Source organism: Brevundimonas lutea, from assembly GCF_003704105.1.
Classification (GTDB): Bacteria; Pseudomonadota; Alphaproteobacteria; order Caulobacterales; family Caulobacteraceae; genus Brevundimonas; species Brevundimonas lutea.
On sequence record NZ_QUOQ01000002.1, the window covers coordinates 226,780 to 249,680 of the forward strand.

Below are 22,901 nucleotides of genomic sequence, written 5' to 3' on the forward strand. Positions count from 1 at the left end.
CCACGCCTCAATGCGCGACCGCCTCGCCGGGCAGATGCTCCTTGTCGTGGCGGCCGACGCGGGTGACCAGGGTGTGGGCCGCCGCGCTCATGCCGGTGACGATCACATCGGCGCCCTGGCGGCGATAGCGGAACACCACCTTGTCGACGGCGGCGACGCCGGTCAGGTCCCACAGATGCGCCTGGGACATATCGATCTCGACATGGGTCGGGTGGCCGTGATGCTCGAAGCTGGCGGCGAAGACGTCGGCCGAGGCGAAGAACAGATTGCCGGTGACGCGGTACTTCAGGCGGCCGGGCTCCGGGACCTCGATCCGCTCGACCACGATGGTCTTGCCGACCTTGCGCATGAAGAAGATGGCCGACAGCAGCACGCCCAGCATCACCCCCTTGGACAGGTCGTGGGTCAGCACCACCGTGATCGTGGTGGCCAACATCACCACCGACGACTGGAACGGCGTGGAGCGCAGCTTCATCACCGAGCCCCAATCAAAGGTGCCGACCGACACCATGATCATCACCGCCACCAGAGCGGCCATCGGGATCATCGCCACCCAGTCCTGGAGGACCAGGATCAGGAACAGCAGGAACAGACCGGCCCACAGGGTCGACAGACGGCCCCGCGCGCCGCTGGTCACATTGATGATCGACTGGCCGATCATGGCGCAGCCGGCCATGCCGCCGAAGAAGCCGGCGGCGACATTGGCGATGCCCTGACCGCGGGTTTCACGGTCCTTGTCCGACGGCGTGTCGGTGATGTCGTCCAAAAGGTTGGCGGTCAGCAGGCTCTCCAGAAGACCGACAAAGGCCAGGGTCGCCGCCACCGGCCCGATGATGGCCAGGGTCTCCCAGGTCAGGGGGACCATGGGGATGTGGAACATCGGCAGGGTGGAGGGCATCTCGCCCATGTCGCCGACGGTGCGCACATCCAGCCCGCTCCACATAACAAAGCCGCTGATCAGCACGATGGCCACCAGGGCCGAGGGCACCGCCCGGGTCAGGCGCGGCAGGCCGTAGATGATCGCCAGGCCGGCTGCGACCAAGGCGTAGGTCTGCCAGTTGGCGCCGATCAGCTCGGGCAGCTGGGCCATGAAGATCAGGATCGCCAGGGAGTTGACGAAGCCCGTCATCACCGAGCGGGACACGAACTTGATGTATCGGCCCAGCTTCAACAGGCCGACGATGATCTGGAAGACGCCGGTCAGGATCGAGGCCGCGAACAGGTACTCAAGCCCGTGATCGCGGACCAGGGTGATCATCAGCAGCGCCATCGCGCCCGTAGCCGCCGAGATCATGGCCGGGCGGCCGCCGACGAAGGCGATGGTCACGGCGATGACGAAGCTGGCGTAGAGGCCGACGGCCGGATCGACGCCGGCGATGATGGAGAAGGCGATGGCCTCGGGGATCAGGGCCAAGGCAACGACCGTGCCGGCCAACAGGTCGCGGCGCGGGTTCGCCAGCCATTGCTGGCGCGCGGATTCAAAGACGAGCATGAGAATTACACAATCAGGTCAGGCCCGCCGGCGCCTCGCCGGGGTGGACATCAGTCTGGGCCTGTCGGTTTCCCGGCGGATCGGCGGCCGGGATAGCCACCCGCTGGTCCGTCGCCGGACGCGGGTCCTTGTTGCGGCGGGCGTGTGCCAGCTTTGAGCCGGTCGCGCAAGGCGGGCGGGGTCACGCCCTGAGGATCTTCTCCATCGCCTTGCCCCGGGCCAGTTCGTCAACCAGCTTGTCGAGATAGCGGATTTCGCGCATCAGCGGGTCTTCGACCTCCTCCACCCGGATGCCGCAGATCACCCCGGTGATCCGCTCGCGCGCCGGGTTCATCGCCGGGGCCTGGGCGAAGAAGGTCTCGAAGTCGGTCCTGTCGGCCAGCCGCGCCTCCAGCTCGGCCTGGCTGTAGGCGGTCAGCCAGCGGATGATCTGGTCCACCTCAGCTCGCGTGCGCCCCTTCTTCTCCGCCTTGGCGACGTAGTGGACGTGAACGCTGGCCACGCTGGTGGTGTAGATGCGGTGCTTGCCGGCCATTGTCGCTCGCCCGATTGAGGTCGTCGGACGATATCAGGATCGGCGGCATGACGCATGAAGCTGGGCTTGACTCAAATCTATTTATGTAGAGTTATGAGGCATGGTTCGGTCCCGATCCCTGTCGCCTCAGGCGCGTCGCCTGCTCGCCGCCCTGGCGGTTACGGGCGGCTGGCGGCACGGCTATGACCTGTGCCGCGAGGCGGGCATCCTGTCGGGCACGCTCTATCCGCTTCTGGCGCGGCTGGAGGCTCAGGGCTATCTGGACGCCGAGTGGCGGCCGCCCGAAACGCCGGGCCGCCCGTCTCGGCACGTCTATCGTCTGACGGTCGCCGGACGCCGCCTGGCCGCGGAAAACCCCGCGCCGCAGGGCGCGGCCGAGCCTTCGGGGCGTCTCGCATGAGCCTGATCCATCGCGTGCCCCTTCTGCTCGTGCGTCTGGCGCGGAGCTGGCTGCCACCGGACCTTGCCCGCTGGGGTGAGGCGGCCGAGGCGGAGCTTCGGACCACCGGGCCCACGACGCAGTCCTGGCTGTTCGCCGTGGCGTTCGTCGGGTGGGCGCTGCGGGAGGCGGCGGGTGTCGCCGCGCCGAGCCGTCATCGCGCGATCGGCCTTTCGGAGGATGCCCGCGCCATGACCCGACCGCCCCTCTTTGCGCCTCGCGCGTTCGCAGGCCTTTGCGGTCTGGCGGCGGTGATCCTGGGCCTGATCTATATGGCCATGAGCGACGCCCCGCCCGCCTATCTGCTGATCAACGCCGGAGCCGCCGTGTTCGGCGTCCTGGCCGTGGCCTTCGTCGCCCTGGCCCTGAAACGCGGTCACCTGGGTGCGGGGCCGCTGAGTCTCGCCCTGGGCGTGTCGCTTCTTGCGGTCAGTCAGTGGGGAATCGCGGCCGACGGGGTCACCCGATGGGTGTCCATCGGCCCGCTGGCGATACAGCCGGGCCTGATCATCGCTCCGCTGGCGGCGGTGCTGTTCGCGCGGTCGCCCGGACCATGGAGCCTGATGGGGATTGCGGTCGTCGCCATGGCCTTGGCGTTTCAGCCGGATCGCGGGACCGCCGGGGCCGTCGCGGCGGGAATGATGGCTCTGGCCCTAGTGCGGCCGTCCGGCCTGACGCGCCTGGCGGCGGTGGCGGCCGCGGCGGGGTTCGCGGTGACGCTGGTCCGGCCCGATGCGTCACCGGCGATGCCGTTCGTGGATCAGATCCTCTTCACCAGCTTCCAGAACCCCGCCGCCGGAGTGGCGGTCCTGCTCGGCGCGGGCCTGCTGGTCCTGCCCGCGCTCGGTACGGGGCGGGATCAGGATACGCGGGTGGTGTTCGGCGCCGTCTGGGTCGGCTTGATCGTGGCCGCCGCCCTGGGCAACTATCCGACGCCCCTGGTCGGATACGGCGGCAGCGCTATTATCGGCTATTTTCTCAGCCTGATCGCCTTTCCGCGCCAGGATCGATCACTGTGCAATGTCGCTGACCACGACGTCCCGCGGCCAGAAGGGACATCGGGTCTCTTGCTCGTGACGACGCCCTGAGACCGGACGGACAAAAGGCCCGGGATTGCTCCCGGGCCTTTCGAAGTCTTAACGCTGTCGCCGCGATCAGGCCGCTTCGGCGGCCGGGGGATTGACCGGCTTCTTGGCGGCCAGCGACTTGGCCAGCAGGGCCACGGCGGCGTCCTTGTCGATCTTGTTGGCGGCGGCGACTTCGCGGGCCATGCGGTCCAGCGCCGATTCGTAGAGCTGGCGCTCGGAATAGGACTGTTCGGGCTGGCTGTCCGCGCGGAACAGGTCGCGGACCACCTCGGCGATCGAGATCAGGTCGCCGGAGTTGATCTTGGCTTCGTATTCCTGGGCCCGACGCGACCACATGGTGCGCTTGATACGGGCGCGGCCCTTCAGCGTGGTCAGGGCCTTGGTCACCACATCCTCGGCGGCCAGCGAGCGCAGGCCGGCGGTCTTGGCCTTCTTGGTCGGAACGCGCAGGGTCATCTTCTCGTGGTCGAAGGTCACGACATAAACTTCCAGGCTCATGCCGGCGACTTCCTGCGTCTCGACCGCCGCCACCTTGCCGACTCCGTGCGCCGGATAGACGACCGCGTCGCCGACCTTGAACTCCAGACCGCTCTTGCTCGTCATATCGTTCCTTTCCCGACCGGGAAGGCGCTGGACCGCGGGGTCACGTCATCGCGCGCCGACGAGGAGGTGTCGGAGCGAAACGGCGGGATCATCAGCGGAAACGGAACACCCAACCTCTGGTCGACCCCGCTTCTGAGGCGGGATTCATTCACAACAGCGGGCGGCGCGAGGAATTCGCAGACCGCCCGACCCAATGTGGAGAACCTACCACATTTTTGCGAAATTTCAAAACGTCCTTGACCCCGGCGGCCACGCTGGCGCAGCGCCCGACCCGATAACGGTGGTTTCGGGGGTCAGGAGCCCTTGCCGGGCTTTTCCGAGAAATACTTCTCGAACTTGCCGGTCTCGCGCTCGAACGCCTCGGCGTCGGCGGGCGGCGCGCCCTTGACCGTGATGTTGGGCCAGACCTTGGCGTACTCGGCGTTGACCTGCAGCCACTTGCCGTCGGGCTCGTCCTCGGTGTCCGGCTTGATGGCGTCGACGGGGCATTCGGGCTCGCACACGCCGCAGTCGATGCATTCGTCCGGCGCGATGACCAGGAAGTTCTCGCCCTCATAGAAGCAGTCGACCGGACACACCTCGACGCAGTCCATGAACTTGCAGCGCACGCAGGCGTCGGTGACGATATAGGTCATGGAGGCGGACGGCGGGCCAGTTGCGCGGGAGGGAGGCCGGGCAGATGGCCGCGCGGCGCGATCCTGTCAACCGGGCGCGGGCGCCGCGGGCGGCGATGCCTCGGCGGCCTGGCGGGCGGCCAGGGCGCGTTGGGCTTCCAGTTTCAGGGCCTCCGCGCGCAGGGCTTCGGCGCGGGCGGCCTGGACGGCGGCGGCCTGTTGCTGTGCCGAGGCGGCTTGGGCGTTGAGCCTTTGCAGCGGCGTTTCGGCGGCGGCCAAGCGGCCGGCGTGCTCGCCATTCAGATAGATGCTGAAGGCCTGAGGGTCGGCGGCGTCGATGGTGGCGGCCAGGCCGCGCGGCGCGCGCCAGCTCTCACCTTCAGCCATCTGGCGCGCGAACAGCACCCGGTCGCCGATGCGGATGACCAGCACCGAGGCTCGGTCGGCCTGCAGGATCACGTCCGACTCGGCGGCTCCCGCGCCATGCACCGGCCCGCGCGGATTGAACGCGGCCTGGACCGGCGGCGCGTTCGCGGCGGCGACGGCGGCCAGGGCGGCGTCCTCCGGATCGATGCCCAGAAGCTGGGCCTCAAGTCCGGGCGTCACATAGAGCTGGGGTACGGTCTGTTCTTCCGGCGCGGGGGTCGGGGCCCCCAAAGTCAGGCCGGTCTGATCGAGCCCCGGCGTCTCGGCCCACTCCTTGGGCGCCACGGCGATCTCTGAGGGATGAGGCGGTGCGATACGCACCACCCGCTGAAAGATGTTCCACCCGATCACCGCCACCAGCAGGACGGCGACACCGCCGATCACCAGGGGAGCGCGCGTGCGAATCTCGTCGTGGGCGACGCCGACCGGGCCCCTGAGCTTGGCGCCGTCATCGGGCGCCTCGCGGCGAAATCGCTGTGCGGCGGCGTGTTCATCCAGCCCCAGGGCTTGGGCGTAGGCGCGCAGGTAACCCAGGGCGAACACCCGCGACGGCAGCAGGCCGTAATCGCCGTATTCCAAAGCCGTCAGATAGCGGACATGGACCTTGGTCGTGGCCGAGAGCTGCTCAAGCGAGCGGCCGGACGACTGCCGCGCGGCGCGCAGGGCCTCGCCCAGCGACGGGCAGTCGCGCAGCGGGTCGAAGTCGTGCTCGTCGGCCGTGAAGGTCACCGCCGCTGTCTACCCCAGCGCCGACTGAATCGCGATGGGGATGTGCGCCGATCAGCCCTTGCGCACGATGCGCCGGGCCTCGGCGCCGGTGGTGGGATTGTCGGGCGGACAGCGCACCTCGACCTCGACCAGGATACCGTCCGGCTGGTCGGCCCACAGATAGCGCCGCTCGAACTCAACCTCGACGCCGGAGGGCGAGAAACCGCGATGGCTGTCGCCCCAAGGCGTGATCCGGGACAGCTCGGCGAAGCTGAGCGAACAGGCCGCGGCGAGCTCCTCCTCGGCCAGCGCCCGCAGCTCGTCCTCGCTCACAGCCATCGGCGCACCCGAGAGCGATAGTCGCGATAGTCCTGGCCGAAACGGGCCTCGAGATACGGCTCCTCGCGCGCAATCACCCCGCGATCGATCACGAACAGGCAGGGGATAAGCAGCGCGAGGGCGAGCGGAGAGTCCAGAATGAGGGCGAGCCCGCCGTACAGCACCGCCATGCCGACATAGATGGGGTTGCGGCTGAACCGGTAGAGGCCGTTTGTGACCAACCGTGTCGAGGGCTTCCAGGGTTCGACCGCCGTGCCGGACCGGCGAAAGCGCATGGTCGCCTCGCCCTCGATCAGGAAACCGGCAATCAGCAGCGGCAACCCAAGGTATCTGTGGCGATCGCCCTCCAGGCCGAAGGTGACGTCGCGGAACAGGGCCTCGGTCCCCCAGCCAACCAGCAGGAAACCAAGATAGATCAGCGGCGGCGGGGCGATGACGCCCGGCGTGTCGGTCTTCGTCACCGCGCCTTCCAGCTGTCGACATAGGCGTGGTTCTCGACAGAGGCGGCGCCATCGCCGACGTCCAGCGGATCGCGGGTGTCGATCATCACTGCGTATTCGTCCGTGGCTTCCTTGGTCTGGACCAGCATGTTCTTCAGCGCCTTGGGGTGCGGCCCGTGGGTGAAGCCAGAGGGGTGGAAGGTCATCATCCCGGCGTCGATGTTGTCGCGGCTGAAGAAGTCGCCGGCGTGGTAGAACAGCACCTCGTCGAAATCGTCGTTGTTGTGGAAGAACGGGATCTTGATCGCGCCCGGATCGGTCTCGAACGGACGGGGCGCGAAGGTGCAGACCACGAAGCGGTCGGCCAGGAAGGTAGTGTGGGCGCTGGGCGGCAGGTGATAGCGGGCGCTGGCCACGGGGCGGATGTCGCGCACGTTCAGCTTCACCGGCGCCAGTTCGCCGTGCCAGCCGACGGCGTCCAGCGGGTTGAACGGGAAGGTGACGGTCGAGACCTCGCCGCGCTTCTTGATCCTGACCGGATACTCGCCGCTCTCGGCCTGATGGTCCTTGAAGGCCTCGTCCATCTCAGGCGTCTTCAGAATCGAGGGGTCGAAGATGGCGTGGGGGCCCAGCAGCCCCCGGTCCGGCAGGGTGTAGTGGCCGTTGGTGGCCTCGATCATCAGGATCGCCGCCTGCCCCTCCGGGGCCAGCCGCCACATGGTCCCACGCGGCAGATAGAGATAGTCGCCCGCCTCGAACCGCAGTCGGCCGTAGTCGCAGAACAGGTCGCCCTGGCCCGAGTGGACGAACAGGAGCTGGTCGCCGTCGGCGTTGCGCGCCAGGTCGGGCATGACGCCGGACAGCTTCCAGAAACGCACTTCGACCGACTTGTTGTGGAGCACCTTGGGCGCGTTCCAGGGCGAGCCCGCCGCCTCGTTCAGACCGTTGAGGTCAAAGGCGCGCGGGCGCAGCGGCCCCTCGAAGCTGGACCAGCCCGTCGGCGGATTGGGGTGGTAGAGGAAGGCGGCCGGACCGAAGAAGCCCTCCTTGGAGATTTCCCGCTCATAGGTGCCGGCCGGCAGGTCGGCGTGGGCCTGGCGCGAATGGACGCCCTGCGCGCCCCGGACCGGAATCCAGTTCTTGTTGCCGCCCATGATGCGCCTCTCCTGATCCGCTTCGACCCGGACTGAACGCCCGTGGCCGCGTTTGGCTCGTCATACCATGCGGATCGCCGGGCGCGACCCGTCAGTCCTTCGTCGGATCGGCCCGGGTCTTGTCGCCATAGGTCATGGCCAGGAAGACGTCCTCCAGGTCCGGATCCTCGGTGGTGATGTCGCGGATGGTCACCCCGGCGGCGCGCACGGCGGCCAGCACCTGCTCCACGCTGGACTGGCCGGAGCGGTAGGTCACGGAGAAGGCCCCGTTGGCGCGCGGTTTCACCTCGAACCCCTCCAGAACCGGCGGCGCGGTCAGGTCGTGCTCCGGCGTGACCACCACATTGCGGGTGTCCAGCCGACGCAGCAGCTGGCCGGTCGGCTCGCAGGCGATGACTTCGCCGTGGTTGACGATGGCGATGGTGTCGCACAGCTCCTGAGCCTCCTCCAGATAGTGGGTGGTCAGGACGATGGTGACGCCCTCGGCATTGATGCGCCGGACGTATTCCCACAGCTGGCGGCGCAGCTCGACGTCCACCCCGGCGGTGGGCTCGTCCAGGATCAGGATGGGCGGATTGTGGACCAGGGCCTTGGCCACCATCAGCCGCCGTTTCATGCCGCCGGAAAGCGCCCGGACATAGGCGTTGGCCTTGTCCGACAGACCCAGGGCGGCCAGCAGTTCATCCGAACGTCGCTCGTCGGCCGGAACGCCATAGAAGCCGGCCTGAACCTCCAGCGCCTCGCGTGGCGTGAAGAAGACGTCGGCGGTGATTTCCTGGGGCACCACGCCCAGCGCCGCACGGGCGTCGCGGGGCCGATGATCGATGTCGCGGCCCCAGATCTGGACCACGCCCTCGGACTTGTTGACCACCCCCGCGAGGATATTGATCAGGGTCGACTTGCCCGCCCCGTTGGGCCCCAGCAGGCCGAACATCGAGCCACGCGGTATGTCCAGATCGATGCCGTGCAGCGCCGTCTTGGGCGGCGCCTTCTTGGAGCCGGCGTAGGTCTTCTTCAGCCCCCTGACCGAGATGGCGTTGTCGGGCAGGGCTTCGGCTTCGGGCATGCGGCTCTTTCGGCTTTGACGCTGGACGGGGCGCGGCATAGGTATGCGCCGACCTCTCCTTCGCCAAGTGCCGAGCCCGAACGCCATGCCGCCGCGCCACCCCGACGTCCTCGTCCCGCCGCCCGAGGAGATCGTCGTCTCCACCAAGCGGGTCGCCTGCGACGGCGGCGGCGTCCTGGGCCATCCGCTGGTCTATATGGACATGGGCGAGGACGACTTCGTCGAGTGCGGCTATTGCGACCGCCGCTTCGTGCTGAGCGCCCATGAGCGCGCCGAGAGCGAGTATCTCGATCCCGCGCCGCGCCACGGCGAGGCGCACTAAGCCGACTTCAGCCCCCGCCGGTGCGCGCCGTGGCCTGTCCCGTGCCGTCGCACACCGGGCAGGTCTCGCCGTCCGGCAGGGTTCCGAGGCCCTGGCATTCGGGACACTGACTCGGGTCGATGCCGCTGGGGGCCGACGGGTCGGCGGGATCGCTGGGGGTCAGGCCGTGATCGTCGATCTCATGTTCGCGCATGGGGGCTGAACGAGCCGCCTCGCAAAGGGTTTCGGATGACAGGGCCGGGGCGATCCGTTAGGCGGGCCGCATCATGGACGAGACCGAACGCCAATCCGAGGAACGCGCCTGGGGCACCGCCAAGACCCTGGCCGAGGCCCTGCCCTATATCCAGGTCTATGACCGCGAGACCGTAGTCATCAAATACGGCGGTCACGCCATGGGCGAGGAGGCGGTGGCCCGCCAGTTCGCCGCCGATGTAGTGCTGCTGAAGCTGATGGGCGTGAACCCCGTGGTGGTCCACGGCGGTGGTCCCCAGATCAGCGCCATGCTGGACAAGGCCGGGGTGCGGTCGGACTTCGTCGACGGCCTGAGGGTGACCGACGGCGACACCATGCAGATCGCCGAAATGGTCCTGTCGGGCGCGGTCAACAAGGAGATCGCCCACTGGATCTCGGTGGCCGGCAAGGAGGCCGATGTGCGCGGCGTCGGCCTGTCGGGCAAGGACGCCGGTCTGCTGACGGTTGAGAAGACGCGCCGCACCAAGCGCGATCCCGACAGCCTGATCGAGCACGAGGTCGATCTGGGCTTCGTCGGCGAGCCCACCAAGGTCGATCCCAAGCTGGTGGTCCGCCTGATCGAATCCGACGCCGACTGGGTGCCGGTGATCGCCCCCATCGGGGTGGCCGAGGACGGCCGCACCTTCAACGTCAACGCTGATACGGTGGCGGGGGCGATGGCCGGATCGCTGAAGGCCAAGCGCATGCTGCTGCTGACCGACGTGGCGGGGGTGAAGGGCAAGGACGGCCAGATCATCCGCCAGATGACGGTCGCGGACGCCGAGGCGCTGATCGTCGACGGCACGGCCACCGGCGGCATGATCCCCAAGCTCCAGACCGCCGTCGCGGCCGTGCGCGAAGGCGTCGAGGCGGTGGTCATCCTGGACGGCCGCCGTCCCCACGCCATGCTGGTCGAGCTGTTCACCGAGCACGGCGCCGGCACCCTGGTGAAGGCATGATGGACAGCGAAGGCCGTCTCCCTCCCCCACAGGGGAGGGTGGTCGCAGAGCGACCGGGTGGGGACGCTCCAGAATCTTCAGGCGCCGGCGCTCGCGGTCATCGGCCCTCCCCACCCGTCGCCGCTTCGCAGCGACTGCCCTCCCCCGAAGGGGAGGGAGAGCCGGCCACCGAACTCGGCGCCGACCTCAGCCACGTCCGCACCTGGCTGTTCGATCTGGACGACACCCTCTATCCGCCGGAGCGGCAAATCCTGAAGCGCGTTTCGGGCCGCATCCGCGACTACATGATCCGCCTGACCGGCCTGCCGGAGGACGAGGCGCGGGCGCTGCAGCTGAAGTATCTGGCTGACCACGGCGCGGCCCTGGGCGGGCTGATGGCCGATTACGAGATCGACGTCGCCGATTTTCTGCATGACGTCCACGACGTGGCGCTGGACGACCTGGAGCCGACCGAAGGTCTGCGCGCGGCGCTGGAGCGGCTGGAAGGCCCCCGCTACATCTTCACCAACGGCTCGATCCGCCACGGCGAGCGGGTGGCCGAGCAGTTGGGCGTGCGCGACCTGTTCGACGGCCTGTTCGCCATCGAGGACGCCGACATGCGGCCCAAGCCCCACCCCGACACCTTCTCCCGCATGCTGGACCGCTTCGCTCTGGACCCGGTCCACACCGCCTTCTTCGAGGACACCGAGCGCAATCTCGACCCGGCCAAGGCGCTGGGCATGACCACGGTTCTGGTCGGCCCCAGGGCGCTGGACTCCGAGGCGGCGTTCGTCGATCACCGGGCGCTCGCGCTGGCCCCCTTCCTCGCCACCGCCGTGCTCAAGGGAGACGCCGCATGACCGACCGCGCCCAGCTGGAAACCGTCATCGAACAGGCCTGGGAGGCGCGCGCGGACATCTCGACCGCCACGAAAGGCGAGGTCCGGGAGGCGGTGGAGACCGCGCTGGCGCTGCTCGATTCCGGCGAGGCCCGTGTCGCCTCACGCGGTGAGGACGGCGTGTGGACCACGCGTCAATGGCTGAAGAAGGCGGTGCTGCTGTCCTTCCGGCTGAACCCCAATGTTCGTATGGCGGGGCCGGTCGATGTCTTCATGGGGCTCAGTGACCCGACCCCTGGTCCCTACTGGGACAAGGTGCCCGGCAAGTGGTCGCGCTGGACCGACGCCGAGTTCGAAAAGGCCGGTTTCCGCGCCGTGCCGGGCGCGGTGGCGCGCCAGGGCGCCTTCATCGGCAGGAACGTCGTGCTGATGCCCAGCTTCGTGAACATCGGCGCCTATGTCGATGAGGGCTCCATGGTCGACGCCTGGGCCACGGTCGGCAGCTGCGCCCAGATCGGCAAGAACGTGCACCTGTCGGGCGGCGCCGGCATCGGCGGCGTTCTGGAGCCGCTGCAGGCCAATCCGACCATCATCGAGGACGGCTGCTTCATCGGCGCCCGCGCCGAGGTGGCCGAGGGCGTGATCGTGCGCGAGGGCGCCGTCCTGGCCATGGGCGTCTATCTGTCGGCCTCGACCCGGATCGTCGACCGCGCCACCGGCGAGGTGTTCCGCGGCGAGGTTCCGGCCTACAGCGTCGTCGTCCCCGGCGCCCTGCCCGGCCCGAACGGGGGGCCGTCGCTCTACTGCGCCGTCATCGTCAAGCGCGTGGACGCCCAAACCCGCGCCAAGACCGGCGTGAACGAACTGCTTCGGGACTAGTCCTCCCGGAGCCCAGCCTCTGGCGCGGAACGGCGAAATCCGCTTCACATGAGGAGGGCCCAGGGGGGCCGGGGGAGAGAGCGGCTTGGCGGACGTCTTCGTATCCTACAAGCGCGAGGACGAGCCGGCGGTCGCGCGGCTGGTCAAGGCGTTGCGCGGCGACGGGCTGACGGTCTGGTGGGATCGAGACATCCCCACCGGCGCCCCGTGGGAAGAGACCATCGAAAAGGAGCACGGCCTGGCCCGCTGCCTGGTGGTGTGCTGGTCCAAGGCCGCGGTGGCGTCCGAGAACGTCAAGGCCGAGGCCCGCAAGGCGCGCGGCAAGAATCAGCTGGTCCAGACCTTCATTGAGCCGTGCGAACCGCCGATGTTCTTCGGCGAGCGCCAGGGCATCGATCTGACAGGCTGGACCGGCCGCGCCGACGACCCCCGGATCAAGGCGGTGATCGCGGGGGTCCGGGCGACGCTGGAGGGACGCGAGGCGGAAGCCGGCGTCGGCATGGCCGCGCCGAAATCCCGCACGCCGCCCCTGCCCATGCTGATCGGCGGCGGTGTCGCCCTCCTGGCCGTCGTCGCCGTCGGGGTCTGGTTCGCCACGCGTCCGACCCCCGAAACGACCCCTGAACCGAGCGCGGAAGACATCACCCTGGCCGCCCTGGAAGGGCGCTGGGGCACGCCGACCTGCGCGGACTCGGTCTACACCTACAGCGTGGTGCGCGATCCGTCGGCCGAGCAGATCCGCGTGGTCTCCCAGGGCAGCGACACCCGGTACGAAGGTCGCGTCATCAGCGTGACCGACGGCCTCGTGCTCACCGAGGCCCTTACGCCCGAGGAGGACCGCGGCAATGTCGTCGAGCTGCGGCCCGAGCCGACCCAGTTGGTGATCCAGGACCGCCGCTCGGAGGTGCGCCTCGTCATGGCCAAGTGCCCGTGACGCCGACCTCGCTGCGCTGGACCGTCGTCAATCTGGGAGGCCAGAAGGCCACCCTGCTGAAGACCGTGCTGGGCGCCGCGACCTGCGTGCTCGGGTTTCTGGGCTTCGTCGAAATCTATCGGCCGGCGACGCCCGAGGCCTATATCGAATGCCTGTTCCGCACGGTCCAGCTGCTGTTCGCGCAGTTCCCCACGGACGTCCGATCCGCGGCGGGCGACGACATCCCCTGGACCCTGAACGTGGCGCGCTTCGCCATGCCGGCCCTGTTCCTGTGGTTCGGCGCCACGGCCCTGGTCCGCAAGATCCGCCGACCGATCGGCGCCGCCTCCGTCGGCATGAAGCGGGGGCACCTGATCCTGACCGGCGCGACCGATCACACCACCGCGCTGATGCGGCGCCGCAAGGGCGAATCGGCCGAGGACGGCGTCATTCTGGCGGGAGACGAGGCCGAGGCCGCCACTCTGTCGGCCGGGCGGGGCGCGGTGCTGGTGGGCGACAGCGCCGATCCGGAAACCTGGCGCCGCGCCGGCGTGCTGCGCGCCCGGGCCGCCCTGATCCTGGAGAGTGACGACCGGGCCGGCATGGCCGCCGCCCTGGCCGTGGCCGAGGCGGCGCGAGACCGGTCGACCGAGCTGGAGCCCATCGACGTGGTCTGCGCCCTGGCCGATCCCGACCTGAGGGCCCTGGTCGATCAGGTTTATCGCGGCCAGGACGTGTTGCCCGGCGTGGCCCTGCACATCGCCTCGCCCGCCGAAGCGAGGGTCAGGGACCTGCTGGCCCGTGAGCCGCTCCATCGCTCGGTCGATGTGGAGCGCGGCGAGCCGGTGCGCGCCGCCATCCTGGGCTTCGGCGCCACGGGCGAGGCGCTGGCCCTGCAGCTGGCCCGCGCCGCCATCGTCGCCGACCAGCCGCCCCAGATCGTGGTCGTCGATCGCCAGGCCGCGCGTCAGGGCCGGGCCTTTCGGGAACGCCACGGCCGCCCCGCGCCGCTGGAGACCATCGCCTTCCAGGAAGGCGATCTGGACCCGGGCGATGAGGGCGAGATTGATCGCCTGCTGGCCGGCCCTCTGGGCGAGGCCAACATCGTCTTCGTCTGCCTGTCCGATGACCCGACCAGCGTGCTGATGGCGGTGGCGCTACGGCGCGGCTGGGCCCGACTGGGCCGTCTGGCCCCGCCGATCCGTCTGCGGCGGCATGGCCCGCACGACCTGACCCGCCAGCTGTCCGCCCTGCCCATCCCCGATGTCGACCTTACCCGCATCTCAAGCTTCGGAGGCGACGAGGCCCGCAACCTGGAGGCCCTGACCGGCGCGCGCCTGGACCGCCGGGCCCGCGCCATCCACGACGGGTATATCAGCCGGCTCCCCGCCGGCGGCCCGACCCAGCCCAGCCAGCGGCCCTGGCCGCGCCTCGGACAAGCCTATCGCCAGGCCAACCGGGACCAGGCCGACTACATCCCACTTCGCCTCGCGTCCCTGGGCTGGACCACGCGGCCGGGCGCCGGCGCGCCGCCGACCCTGACCGACGCCGCGATTGAGCGGGCGGCCCGGACCGAGCATCGGCGCTGGGCGGCCAGCGCGGAGCTGATCGGCTGGCGTCACGCCGCGGTCCGCGACAACGCCCGCAAACGCCACCCCGACCTCGTGCCCTACGATACGCTGAGCGAGGCGGCCAAGGCCAAGGATCGGGCAGTGGTCGGCGACATGGTCGCGCTGTTGGCCCAGGAGGGGGTGGCGGTGTCGGCGTTCGACTCTCTTCGCCTGGACTCGGCCGACGCCGAAGCGATTGCGGCCCGTCTGGCGTCGGCGACCGAGGGCCCGCCCCGCATCATCTCCGGCCTGGACACCGACGATCAGGTTCGCGCCCTGGAGACGGCGCGTCGGCTCCGGCCGGACGTCATCTGGCGCATCGAACTCGATGAGCCCGTCCCGAGCCGCCTTGAAGCCTTGAGCCCGGATGTCCGCCCGGCGGCCATGGCGCTGATCGAGGGCGCGGATCAGGTGGTCGCGGCCTCCGACTGAGGGCGTTCAGTCGATGATTCGGTTCAGGTGGCCCATCTTGCGGCCAGGACGCGCCTCGCCCTTGCCGTAGAGATGCAGCCGTACGCCGGGATCGGCGGCAAGCGTCGCCCAGTCCTGAACGGCCGGGCCCAGCAGATTGGTCATCTCTACCTTAGCCCGCGCTTCGGTCGGGCCCAGCGGCCAGCCCATGACGGCGCGGACATGCTGTTCGAACTGGTCGCAGAGACAGCCGTCCTGGGTCCAGTGGCCGGTGTTGTGCACGCGCGGCGCGATCTCGTTGACCAGAAGCGTCCCATCCGAAAGCTGGAACAGCTCCACCCCCATGACCCCGACATAATCGAGCCCGTCCAGGATGGCCGTGGCGATCTTGCGGGCGCGGGCCTCGGTCGCGGCGTCGATCTCGGCGGGGGCGACGGTGGTGGCCAGGACGCCGTTCGCATGAACGTTCTGGCCCAGCGGATAGACGGCGATCTCGCCGCTCCAGGAACGGGCGCAGATGATCGAAAGCTCGCGCGTGAAGTCGGCCCGGGCCTCCAGGATGGCGGCGCGGCCAGCCATCGCGCCGAGCGCGGTCTCCGCGTCAGCCGGCTCGCGGATCCAGACCTGACCCTTGCCGTCATAGCCCTCGCGCCGGGTCTTGAGCACGGCCGGCAGGCCCAGCCGCGCGATGGCCTCATCGAGGGAGACGCGGTCTTCCACGGCGGCGAAGGCGACCGTGGTCGCGCCGACGCCGTTCAGGAAGGTCTTCTCTTCCAGCCGGTCCTGGGCCACGGCGAGGGCGCGCGGGCCGGGCGCGACGCGGGCGCCCGCACGGGTCAGACGCTCGACCGAGGCGGCGGGCACATTCTCGAACTCGAAGGTGACGGCGTCGGCCAGGGCGCCCAGTCGATCGAGGGCGTCGGCGTCATCATAGGCGGCGACGATCTGCTCGCGCGCCACCCGGCCCGCAGGGCTGTTCGGCTGAGGGTCCAGGATGACGGTGTCGAAGCCCAGCCGCGCCGCCGCCTGGGCCAGCATCCGGCCCAGCTGGCCGCCGCCCAGGACGCCGAGGGTCGAGCCGGGGGGAAGCGCCGCCGTCACTCAGTCCTCGACCGTCTCGTGGACCGCCTCGGCCTGGGCCTCGATGAAGGCCTTGAGGCGTCCAAGCAACTCCGGATCGTTCAGCGCCAGGATCTGGCCGGCCAGGATGCCCGCGTTCTTGGCTCCCGCCTCGCCGATGGCCAGGGTCGCGACCGGCACGCCGCCGGGCATCTGGACGATCGACAACAGGCTGTCGAGCCCGCTCAGCGCCTTTGACTGGACCGGCACGCCCAGCACCGGCAGCGGCGTCATGGAGGCCACCATGCCCGGCAGATGGGCCGCGCCGCCCGCTCCGGCGATGATCACCTTGAACCCCGCCTCGGCTGCGCCGTGGGCGAAGTCCCACAGCCGCTTGGGCGTGCGGTGCGCCGAGACCACCCGGGCCTCCCAGGCCACGCCCAGCCGGTCCAGCGCGTCGGCCGCGTGCTTCATCGTGGGCCAGTCCGAGCGACTACCCATGACGATGGCGACGGGTGGGTTGGCGTGGGCCATGCGCGCCCCTCTCTGCGCGGGAAAGCGCGGGACTACACGCGCGGCGTTGCGCCCGCAACCGGCGGCCCTATCATCGGACCCGTCGGAGCCGGGGTGAGTCGCCCGGGCCTGAGGGACTGACGGCGATCTTGACCACTCTGGACGTGACCGGAACGGCCGAACTGGAGCGCCTGCGCGCCGAGGTCGCGGCCCTGCGCGCCCGCACCGCCGAGCTCGAGGCCCGGGCCGTCACCGCAGAGGCCCTGGCCGACCACGACGTCCTGACCCCGACCCTGAACCGCCGCGGCTTCGTCGAGGTGCTGAAGCGCACTATGGCCTATTGCGCCCGCCATCAGGTCGAGGCGGTGCTGCTGTATCTCGACCTGGACGGCTTCAAGGGGGTCAACGACACCCTGGGCCACGCCGCCGGCGACGCCGCCCTGATCAAGGTCGCCGGTCTGCTGAGCGAGAATGTGCGCGAGTCCGACGCCGTCGGTCGGCTCGGCGGTGACGAATTCGCCCTGGTGATGCTGAACGCCGGGCTGGAGCAGGGTCGCGACAAGGCCCGCCTTCTGACCGAACGCATGGCGTCCGAACCCTTCGAGTGGGAGGGCCGCACCGCATCCCTTGGCGGCGCCTTCGGCATCCGCGCCTATGTCGGCCAGGACGACCCTGAGACCTGGCTGGCCGAGGCCGATGCCGCCATGTGGGTCAGAAAGCGCGGCGCCCGCTGATGGAGCGGGAGCCGTTTGACCCGTCGCCGGGTTGTCGGCTCATGAGCGACACCGCGCCCGAACCCTGCCGCATTGATGTCTGGCTTTGGCGTGCGCGCTTCTTCAAGACGCGCGGCCAGGCGGCGGGCTTCATCGAGGCGGGGGCGGTTAGGCTGACCCATCAGGGACGTCAGGCGAGGCTGGACAAGCCGAGCCGTTTTGTCCGACCCGGTGACCGCTTGGTGTTCGTGCTCAATGAACGGCTGATCGAGCTGACGGTCGTGGGCCTGGGGGCGCGGCGCGGGCCGGCCCCCGAGGCCCGGGCACTTTACGAACTGGCCGAACCGTCCTGAAGGACGAACTCGCCCTCCATATGCAGTTCGACCTCGTCGCCCAGCGCCGGCAGGGCGAAGTTGATGCCGAACTCGGAACGACGGATCGTCGCCTCGCCGTCGAAGCCGACCTTGTACACACCGCCCATAGACGGCCCGGCCTGATTGAACTCGACCTCCATGGTCACCGGGCGGGTGACGCCGCGCAGGGTTAGCTCGCCGATCACGTCGGCCTCGGTCGGATCGTCGTCGTCGATCACGATCGAGGTGGCTCGGAAGGTCGCGGTCGGATGGTTGGCGGTGTCGAAGAAATCGTCGGTCTGAAGATGCTGGTCCAGCCCGTCGGAATTCGAATCCACGTCCGTCAGCGGGATGGTCGCCGTCAGCGTGCTGGCCGACGGATTGGCGGGGTCCAGCGTCAGGGTCGCGGCCACGTTCACGAACTGGCCGACATAGGTCGAAAAGCCCAGGTGATCGACCGACCAGGTGATCTTGCCATGCGCCGAATCCAGCGCGTACGTGCCGGCGCGCACCTCGGCGGGAACCCGCGTCATGGCGTCCTGAGCCTCGGCGGCGGGAGACATCATGGCGGCGGCGCCGGCGCCAAGGGTCAGGGTCGCGGCGACGACCAGCATTGAAACTCTCATTGGCGGAAGCCTCCTCGAATTGCACCTAAGACGGATACGGATAAGCCCAGCCCAGCACAATCTCAAGGCCGGGTTGCTTCACGATCGTGTACAGACCCGTAATGCGCGGAACGGCGGCAATTCACGATAGGACGTGAGAAAGGATACCCGGCAGATCTCGCATTCATTCCGACATCAGGGCCGAGCGTTCGGAACCATGGCGACCTCTGCCTGAACGGTCGCGTCCGCGTTCTCCAGCACCGAGAGAGAGCGCACCGCGATGCGCTCGGCCTCCAGGGCCGCGATCCAGGCGAACACAGCTTCGGCCGGAGCCGCCTCGATTCGCACCTCCACCTGACCATCGGCCTCGGTGATCGCCGCCTGAAGTCCGTGATCCTGAGCAAGCCGGGCCACGCGCGTCTGGGCCGATCCGACAGCGCTCGGCGTCACGGCGGGCTGGACCGACGCCTGAACCGTCGCATGAGCCTGGGCGGCGTCGCCATAGTCCTCGATAGCGTCGCGCCGCCAAGTCAGTAGTGGGGATATGACAGCGAACCAGAGCACGAAAGCCGCAACAGCCACCGCCATCACCGCCAGCATCAGGCGCTCGCGCGGCGTGCGCGCGGACCAGGCGTCGGACAGGCGGGCGATCGCGGAGTTAGACGCCGTCATGCCGTCGCTCCGATCACCAGGTCGCTGACGATGCGGCCGTTGTCCTCTTCCAGGGTGCTGGCCTCGGTCACGGTCAGGCGCTGCTCGGACAACAGGGCGCCGATGCGGTCTGGGTCGCCATAGTCGCCGTGGCTGAGGGTCGCCCGGATCGTGCCGTCGGGATCGAGAAACAGTGCGTCCAGCTCGGCGCCCTCGACCTGTTCGATCGCAGCGAACAACGCCGAGGCGACGCGCGAGAAGCCGCCGCGCGCGGCGTCGCCGGCCATACGGCGCTCGGCCTCGGCGACGGGATCGGCGCCGGGCGCCATATCGGGCCAGGCGCGCCGCGCCAGGGCTTCGGTCTCACGGTCGGTCCGGGCCGCGGCCCGATCATGCCGCCAGGCGTCGGCGGCTAGGAACATCAACGGCGACAGGAGCAGCAGGCCCGCCAGCACGGCGACCAGTCGCCATTCCCGCCACCCGCCCGTGTAGCCGGCGGCGGCGCGGGGCAACAGATTGATGGGCGGCGCCGACGCCGCCTGAATCAGCAGCCGCTCGATCACCTCCGGGCGCGTCTCCTCATGCAGGGCGAGGTCGCCGCCCATCACGGAGGCCAGTTCGGCCTCCACCGCCACGGCCAGCCGGCGGGCGCGGACGACGGTCTCGTCGCCGATCGGAACGGCCAGGGCCTGACCGGGATCGACCGGGGGCAGGATAGCGAGGGACGCTGGGGTGATGACGTCGGGGGTCACGCCCAGACGACGACAGTGGTCCAGCCAGCGCGCCAGGGCCTCCGGCGCCAGCACCGCGACCAGTCGCTGATCGCCGTCGGTCTCGCCCAGCGCGATCAGCGACTGATCGGTCGATCCGGCAAGGGCGTCCTTCAGCATCCAGCCGGCGGCCGCGCGATCCTGGGCGTCGCTGCGGGCGGCGAGCGTCAGCCAGCGCACCGTGACCTCGGTGCCCTGGACAACCACGACGGTTCGGATCGCCCCCTGCGACGGGCGGCCCTCGGTCAGGCGGCCGCGCGCCAGCACCTGCCCCTGGGCGTCGAAGGTCAGCCAATCGGCCGAGGGCGGATCGCGGTCCTCGAGCAGGATCAGGCGCGTCGCGCTCATTCGGCCAGGCTCCAGCGGCGGGCGACGGTGCGGACCGGCCCCGCCAGCGGCGCCTCCAGCAGCGCTGTCGAGACCGCCTCGGCGTCGGCGTAGGTCACGCGCGTCTCCAGGGCGAAGAAGCGGGTGCGGACCGTGACTTGGTCGTAAAGCGCGTCCGACGGCGAGACGGCGGCCATCAGCGGCTCGGCCCAGAAGGCGTTGACGTCGGTCCAACCCTCGGCCGGACGACGCACGATGACCTGACGCGCGGCTCCTTCGCCCAGGGCGCCGCCGCTGAGCATGACCAGCAGGGGCGCCTGGGCCTCGGTCAGGGTATTGACGTTGATCGGCGACAGGTCGGTGGTTGGCAGTGCGCACAGGTGGGGCCGCAAGGTCACATAGGTCGCGGAATCGAACCCGCGCACCGCGCGCAGTTCGCTGACTTCGGCCAACAGCGTGCCGCTGGTGCGATAGGGCCGCCTGCCGCCCGCATAGGCCCCATCCTCAGCGCCGCCGGCGACCGGCGTCTGATCGCTGTCGATCCAGTCGGTGACGGCGGCCGCCAGGGTTGCCCCGGCGCCCACCCCCAGGGTCCGAGCCAGGGCCGTGAACTGCGCCGCGCCCTGGGGCCGGGCGTTCAGGGTTTCTCCCTCTCCCTCCACCAGACTGTTGAGGTTGAAACAGGCCTGGCCGTCGCTCAGGGTCGCCTGGATCGCGCCCTCCTCGATCGGAAAGTTCAACGGCCGTCCGTTCCATTCGGGCGTCAGGGGCGTGCGCCGCGGATCGACCTGGGTCAGGTGGGCGATCTCAACCCGGGCCAGGTCCTCGGCGCCCAGCGCATACCACTGGGCCTGCGCCGTGGTCTCGGCGTTGGCGGCGCGGCGCAGGGCGAAGCGGACATCGTCGATCAGAGCCGTGGCCACCACCGCCATGACGGCGACCAGCAGCAGCACCGTGAGCAGCGCCATGCCCCGTTCGCGCGCCGGCCGTCTCATGCGCCGACGCCGACGAGAAACAACTGGCTGACCCGACCCTGATCGCGCGTGTCGAGCGTCAGGCGCACGGCCTGTGGCAAGCTGCGCTCCAGGGTGGGGGTCCAGGCCGGACTTTCGGCGCCGCGGTCCAGAAAGGCGATCTCGGCGGCGCGGATCCCCTCCTGCAGGACTTGCGGCGGCAGGGTGGCGGCCCCGTCCAGCAGAGGCTGGGCGCGCCGCTCCAGCCGGCCCTCGACCAGCCAGTACTCGACCCGCTGCATCGACGGCCGCGCCTCTGCGCCGGGATTGACCCAGCCGGCGCGGGTCAGGGCCAGCAGCCGCTGCCCCTCGCCGCCGGAGAAGGCCTGGGGTTCAGCGCGGCCCTGGTCGTCGCGCACGCGCCGGTCCGTCGCTTGGGCAAGATCGGCGCGCAGCAGGGCCCGGGTGGTCTGCAGCCCGGCCGTGGCGCGGTTGGCGACCTCCACGGACTGGCGATTGTCGATGCTGACAGCCAGCACGCTGACCCCGGCCACCGCCAGGATGGCGAAGATCGACAGGGCGACCAGCACCTCGACCAAGGTGAAGCCCGATGCGCGGGTGCGACGGGTCACGCCTCGACCCCGCGGAATACGGTCAGGCTGGCGGCCTGCTGGCCCTCCAGGCTGACGGCGACATCGATGCGCAGAATTTCCGGACGGGCCGTGGGCGACACCGTCCGCGTCCAGGTCCAGTCGCGGCCGGCCAGGGTCTCGCGGCCCTCGTCGATCCCCGGCTCGGGCGGCGCGGTGGCGATGACGGCCTCGATGGCGCGGTTCTCGGCGACGATCCCGCCCAGGGCGCGGGTCTCGGCGTGGATGGCCGCCCGGGTGTTCTCGCCACCCAGGTTCAACAGCGCCATCGCGCCCAGGCTGAACACGGCCAGGGCGACCAGCAGTTCGATCAGGGTGAAGCCGCCGCGCCTAGCCATGAACCCGCACGCGACCCTGATCGTCGATCCGGACCGAGGCCGGCTGTTCGGCGCGCAGTTCGATGGTGGCCGGGGCGCTGAGCCCGCTGGGGTCGAACAGGATCAGCCGCTCGGCGTCGCCCGCCAAGTTCGGCGACACGCCCTCGGGCCAGGCCTGGCGGCGCAGCGGTCCCTCGGACACGGCGCTCCATTCACCCCCCGACATCTGCACGAAGGCGTAGCCCTGGGCGTCCAGGCGGGCGGCGACGGGGCGGTTGGTCAGCATGGCGTCCTCGCGGGCGTGGATCAGGCGGGCGGCCAGGCGTTCGGCCGCGGTCAGGGCGTCGGGGCGGGGATCGGGCAGGGACAGCGCGACCACCGAGGCGGCCAGACCGATGACGGTGATGGTCACCATCAACTCGACCAGGGTGAAGCCCGGCCGGCGAGCTCTAGCCCCAGGTGCCGATGTCGGCGTCATTGCCCTCTCCCCCCTCGCGGCCGTCGGCCCCGAGCGAATAGATGTCGAACGGCCGCCCGTCGCGACCCGGCCGTTGATACTGATAGGGATTTCCCCACGGGTCCTCGGGCAGGCGGCGGATGTAGCCGCCCTCGCGATAGCGTTCGGGCCGCGCCAGCGAGGCCGGCGGTGTCAGCAGAGCATTCAGCCCCTCGGCGCTCTCCGGGAAGGTCAGATTGTCGAGGCGGTAGGTCTCCAGCGCCGTCTCCAGCACGGCGATATCGGCCCGGGCTTTTTCGCCCATGGCCCGGTCCTGGGTCGGCAGCACGTTGATCGCCACCACCGTGGCCAGCAGGCCGATGATCACGATGACGACCATCAGCTCGACCAGGGTGAATCCATTGGGCTTTCTGGCGCTACCGCGACGAACGCGGTTCGTCGCTGCTTGAGCGCAAGTGGCCTCGGTCCTCATGCAGCGAGCCACCGC

General features: G+C 69.8%; 30 protein-coding genes and 1 other annotated feature. Of the genes, 10 read left to right on the plus strand and 20 right to left on the minus strand.

The features are described 5' to 3' along the window. Positions 1–7: 7 nt before the first annotated feature. Together EES48_RS01195 and EES48_RS01200 are read right to left on the minus strand one after the other, a co-directional pair. Positions 8–1,492 (minus strand): SulP family inorganic anion transporter, encoded by a 1,485-nt coding sequence (locus EES48_RS01195; RefSeq protein ID WP_122464555.1) that lies wholly within the window; start codon positions 1,490–1,492, stop codon positions 8–10. Between the two features lie 66 nt (positions 1,493–1,558). Continuing rightward, positions 1,559–1,623: a sequence feature (sul1 is cis-regulatory element that is thought to sense ions involved in sulfur or methionine metabolism; They are found in Alphaproteobacteria), on the minus strand. 50 nt (positions 1,624–1,673) lie between these two features. Next, positions 1,674–2,027, minus strand: coding sequence for a DUF2200 domain-containing protein (locus EES48_RS01200; protein WP_122464556.1), 354 nt, complete (start codon positions 2,025–2,027; stop codon positions 1,674–1,676). 100 nt (positions 2,028–2,127) lie between these two features. Here EES48_RS01200 and EES48_RS01205 point away from each other — a divergent pair, with 100 nt between their 5' ends. Continuing rightward, positions 2,128–2,427 carry a PadR family transcriptional regulator gene (locus EES48_RS01205; RefSeq protein WP_122464557.1) on the plus strand — a complete coding sequence of 100 codons (300 nt, stop codon included), beginning with the start codon at positions 2,128–2,130 and terminating at the stop codon, positions 2,425–2,427. After that, positions 2,424–3,554 carry a hypothetical protein gene (locus EES48_RS01210; RefSeq protein ID WP_122464558.1) on the plus strand — a complete coding sequence of 377 codons (1,131 nt, stop codon included), beginning with the start codon at positions 2,424–2,426 and terminating at the stop codon, positions 3,552–3,554. The genes EES48_RS01205 and EES48_RS01210 overlap by 4 nt, the downstream gene beginning before the upstream one ends. Positions 3,555–3,620: 66 nt before the next feature. Here the strand turns inward: EES48_RS01210 and EES48_RS01215 are convergent, their stop codons facing one another. The 7 genes from EES48_RS01215 to EES48_RS01245 form a co-directional block, all read right to left on the minus strand. Next, positions 3,621–4,157 carry a CarD family transcriptional regulator gene (locus EES48_RS01215; protein ID WP_122464559.1) on the minus strand — a complete coding sequence of 179 codons (537 nt, stop codon included), beginning with the start codon at positions 4,155–4,157 and terminating at the stop codon, positions 3,621–3,623. Positions 4,158–4,450: 293 nt separating this feature from the next. Next, a complete protein-coding gene (fdxA, locus tag EES48_RS01220) occupies positions 4,451–4,792 on the minus strand; it encodes a ferredoxin FdxA (protein WP_122464560.1) in 342 nt (113 codons plus the stop codon). Positions 4,793–4,858: 66 nt separating this feature from the next. Then, the gene (locus EES48_RS01225) at positions 4,859–5,926 is read right to left on the minus strand and encodes a helix-turn-helix domain-containing protein (protein WP_122464561.1); all 1,068 of its coding nucleotides are present in this window, start codon (positions 5,924–5,926) and stop codon (positions 4,859–4,861) included. A gap of 51 nt (positions 5,927–5,977) precedes the next feature. After that, the gene (locus EES48_RS01230) at positions 5,978–6,244 is read right to left on the minus strand and encodes a hypothetical protein (protein ID WP_122464562.1); all 267 of its coding nucleotides are present in this window, start codon (positions 6,242–6,244) and stop codon (positions 5,978–5,980) included. Then, positions 6,235–6,705: a methyltransferase family protein gene (locus EES48_RS01235; protein ID WP_122464563.1), complete on the minus strand. Its 471-nt coding sequence runs from the start codon at positions 6,703–6,705 to the stop codon at positions 6,235–6,237. Before EES48_RS01235 ends, EES48_RS01230 begins: the two co-directional genes overlap by 10 nt. After that, positions 6,702–7,838, minus strand: a complete 1,137-nt coding sequence (locus EES48_RS01240; protein ID WP_122464564.1) for a homogentisate 1,2-dioxygenase — start codon at positions 7,836–7,838, stop codon at positions 6,702–6,704. The genes EES48_RS01235 and EES48_RS01240 overlap by 4 nt, the downstream gene beginning before the upstream one ends. Positions 7,839–7,929: 91 nt before the next feature. After that, positions 7,930–8,904: an ABC transporter ATP-binding protein gene (locus EES48_RS01245; RefSeq protein WP_122464565.1), complete on the minus strand. Its 975-nt coding sequence runs from the start codon at positions 8,902–8,904 to the stop codon at positions 7,930–7,932. 85 nt (positions 8,905–8,989) lie between these two features. Here EES48_RS01245 and EES48_RS01250 point away from each other — a divergent pair, with 85 nt between their 5' ends. Beyond that, positions 8,990–9,226, plus strand: coding sequence for a zinc-finger domain-containing protein (locus tag EES48_RS01250; RefSeq protein ID WP_122464566.1), 237 nt, complete (start codon positions 8,990–8,992; stop codon positions 9,224–9,226). A gap of 7 nt (positions 9,227–9,233) precedes the next feature. Here EES48_RS01250 and EES48_RS01255 read toward each other — a convergent pair whose 3' ends face one another. Beyond that, on the minus strand, positions 9,234–9,419 hold the full coding sequence (locus EES48_RS01255; protein ID WP_122464567.1) for a hypothetical protein: 186 nt from the start codon (positions 9,417–9,419) through the stop codon (positions 9,234–9,236). A gap of 73 nt (positions 9,420–9,492) precedes the next feature. Here EES48_RS01255 and argB point away from each other — a divergent pair, with 73 nt between their 5' ends. From argB to EES48_RS01280, 5 genes are all read left to right on the plus strand, one after another. Further along, positions 9,493–10,416 (plus strand): acetylglutamate kinase, encoded by a 924-nt coding sequence (gene argB / locus EES48_RS01260; RefSeq protein ID WP_122464568.1) that lies wholly within the window; start codon positions 9,493–9,495, stop codon positions 10,414–10,416. After that, positions 10,413–11,255, plus strand: a complete 843-nt coding sequence (locus EES48_RS01265) for a pyrimidine 5'-nucleotidase (RefSeq protein ID WP_338067360.1) — start codon at positions 10,413–10,415, stop codon at positions 11,253–11,255. Before argB ends, EES48_RS01265 begins: the two co-directional genes overlap by 4 nt. Beyond that, complete coding sequence (gene dapD / locus EES48_RS01270) at positions 11,252–12,112, plus strand: 2,3,4,5-tetrahydropyridine-2,6-dicarboxylate N-succinyltransferase (protein WP_122464570.1); 861 nt, start codon at positions 11,252–11,254, stop codon at positions 12,110–12,112. The genes EES48_RS01265 and dapD overlap by 4 nt, the downstream gene beginning before the upstream one ends. Positions 12,113–12,197: 85 nt before the next feature. Further along, complete coding sequence (locus tag EES48_RS01275; protein WP_122464571.1) at positions 12,198–13,046, plus strand: toll/interleukin-1 receptor domain-containing protein; 849 nt, start codon at positions 12,198–12,200, stop codon at positions 13,044–13,046. After that, entirely contained in the window at positions 13,043–15,067 is a 2,025-nt protein-coding gene (locus tag EES48_RS01280; RefSeq protein ID WP_162997949.1) for a RyR domain-containing protein, read from the plus strand. The genes EES48_RS01275 and EES48_RS01280 overlap by 4 nt, the downstream gene beginning before the upstream one ends. Positions 15,068–15,073: 6 nt before the next feature. On the opposite strand, the gene EES48_RS01285 is transcribed toward EES48_RS01280, so the two are convergent. Both EES48_RS01285 and purE read right to left on the minus strand, forming a co-directional pair. After that, entirely contained in the window at positions 15,074–16,147 is a 1,074-nt protein-coding gene (locus EES48_RS01285; protein WP_122464573.1) for a 5-(carboxyamino)imidazole ribonucleotide synthase, read from the minus strand. After that, on the minus strand, positions 16,148–16,639 hold the full coding sequence (purE, locus tag EES48_RS01290) for a 5-(carboxyamino)imidazole ribonucleotide mutase (protein WP_122464574.1): 492 nt from the start codon (positions 16,637–16,639) through the stop codon (positions 16,148–16,150). It abuts the gene before it with no gap. 128 nt (positions 16,640–16,767) lie between these two features. Between purE and EES48_RS01295 the strand changes: the two genes are divergently transcribed. Continuing rightward, entirely contained in the window at positions 16,768–17,352 is a 585-nt protein-coding gene (locus EES48_RS01295; RefSeq protein WP_240623172.1) for a GGDEF domain-containing protein, read from the plus strand. Positions 17,353–17,393: 41 nt separating this feature from the next. Continuing rightward, positions 17,394–17,684: an RNA-binding S4 domain-containing protein gene (locus EES48_RS01300; protein ID WP_122464575.1), complete on the plus strand. Its 291-nt coding sequence runs from the start codon at positions 17,394–17,396 to the stop codon at positions 17,682–17,684. Here the strand turns inward: EES48_RS01300 and EES48_RS01305 are convergent. From EES48_RS01305 to gspG, 8 genes are all read right to left on the minus strand, one after another. Beyond that, complete coding sequence (locus EES48_RS01305; protein WP_122464576.1) at positions 17,660–18,298, minus strand: YceI family protein; 639 nt, start codon at positions 18,296–18,298, stop codon at positions 17,660–17,662. The two genes, EES48_RS01300 and EES48_RS01305, sit on opposite strands and share 25 nt — an antisense overlap. Before the next feature lie 186 nt (positions 18,299–18,484). After that, positions 18,485–18,961 carry a type II secretion system protein GspM gene (gene gspM / locus EES48_RS01310; RefSeq protein WP_122464577.1) on the minus strand — a complete coding sequence of 159 codons (477 nt, stop codon included), beginning with the start codon at positions 18,959–18,961 and terminating at the stop codon, positions 18,485–18,487. Next, entirely contained in the window at positions 18,958–20,058 is a 1,101-nt protein-coding gene (gene gspL / locus EES48_RS01315) for a type II secretion system protein GspL (RefSeq protein ID WP_122464578.1), read from the minus strand. The genes gspM and gspL overlap by 4 nt, the downstream gene beginning before the upstream one ends. Next, positions 20,055–21,032: a type II secretion system minor pseudopilin GspK gene (gene gspK / locus EES48_RS01320; RefSeq protein ID WP_122464579.1), complete on the minus strand. Its 978-nt coding sequence runs from the start codon at positions 21,030–21,032 to the stop codon at positions 20,055–20,057. Before gspK ends, gspL begins: the two co-directional genes overlap by 4 nt. Further along, on the minus strand, positions 21,029–21,622 hold the full coding sequence (gspJ, locus tag EES48_RS01325; protein WP_122464580.1) for a type II secretion system minor pseudopilin GspJ: 594 nt from the start codon (positions 21,620–21,622) through the stop codon (positions 21,029–21,031). Before gspJ ends, gspK begins: the two co-directional genes overlap by 4 nt. Further along, a complete protein-coding gene (gene gspI, locus EES48_RS01330) occupies positions 21,619–21,978 on the minus strand; it encodes a type II secretion system minor pseudopilin GspI (protein WP_122464581.1) in 360 nt (119 codons plus the stop codon). The genes gspJ and gspI overlap by 4 nt, the downstream gene beginning before the upstream one ends. Beyond that, positions 21,971–22,435 (minus strand): GspH/FimT family pseudopilin, encoded by a 465-nt coding sequence (locus EES48_RS01335; protein WP_122464582.1) that lies wholly within the window; start codon positions 22,433–22,435, stop codon positions 21,971–21,973. The genes gspI and EES48_RS01335 overlap by 8 nt, the downstream gene beginning before the upstream one ends. Then, positions 22,407–22,886: a type II secretion system major pseudopilin GspG gene (gene gspG, locus EES48_RS01340; RefSeq protein ID WP_122464583.1), complete on the minus strand. Its 480-nt coding sequence runs from the start codon at positions 22,884–22,886 to the stop codon at positions 22,407–22,409. The genes EES48_RS01335 and gspG overlap by 29 nt, the downstream gene beginning before the upstream one ends. Between the last annotated feature and the right edge of the window lie 15 nt (positions 22,887–22,901).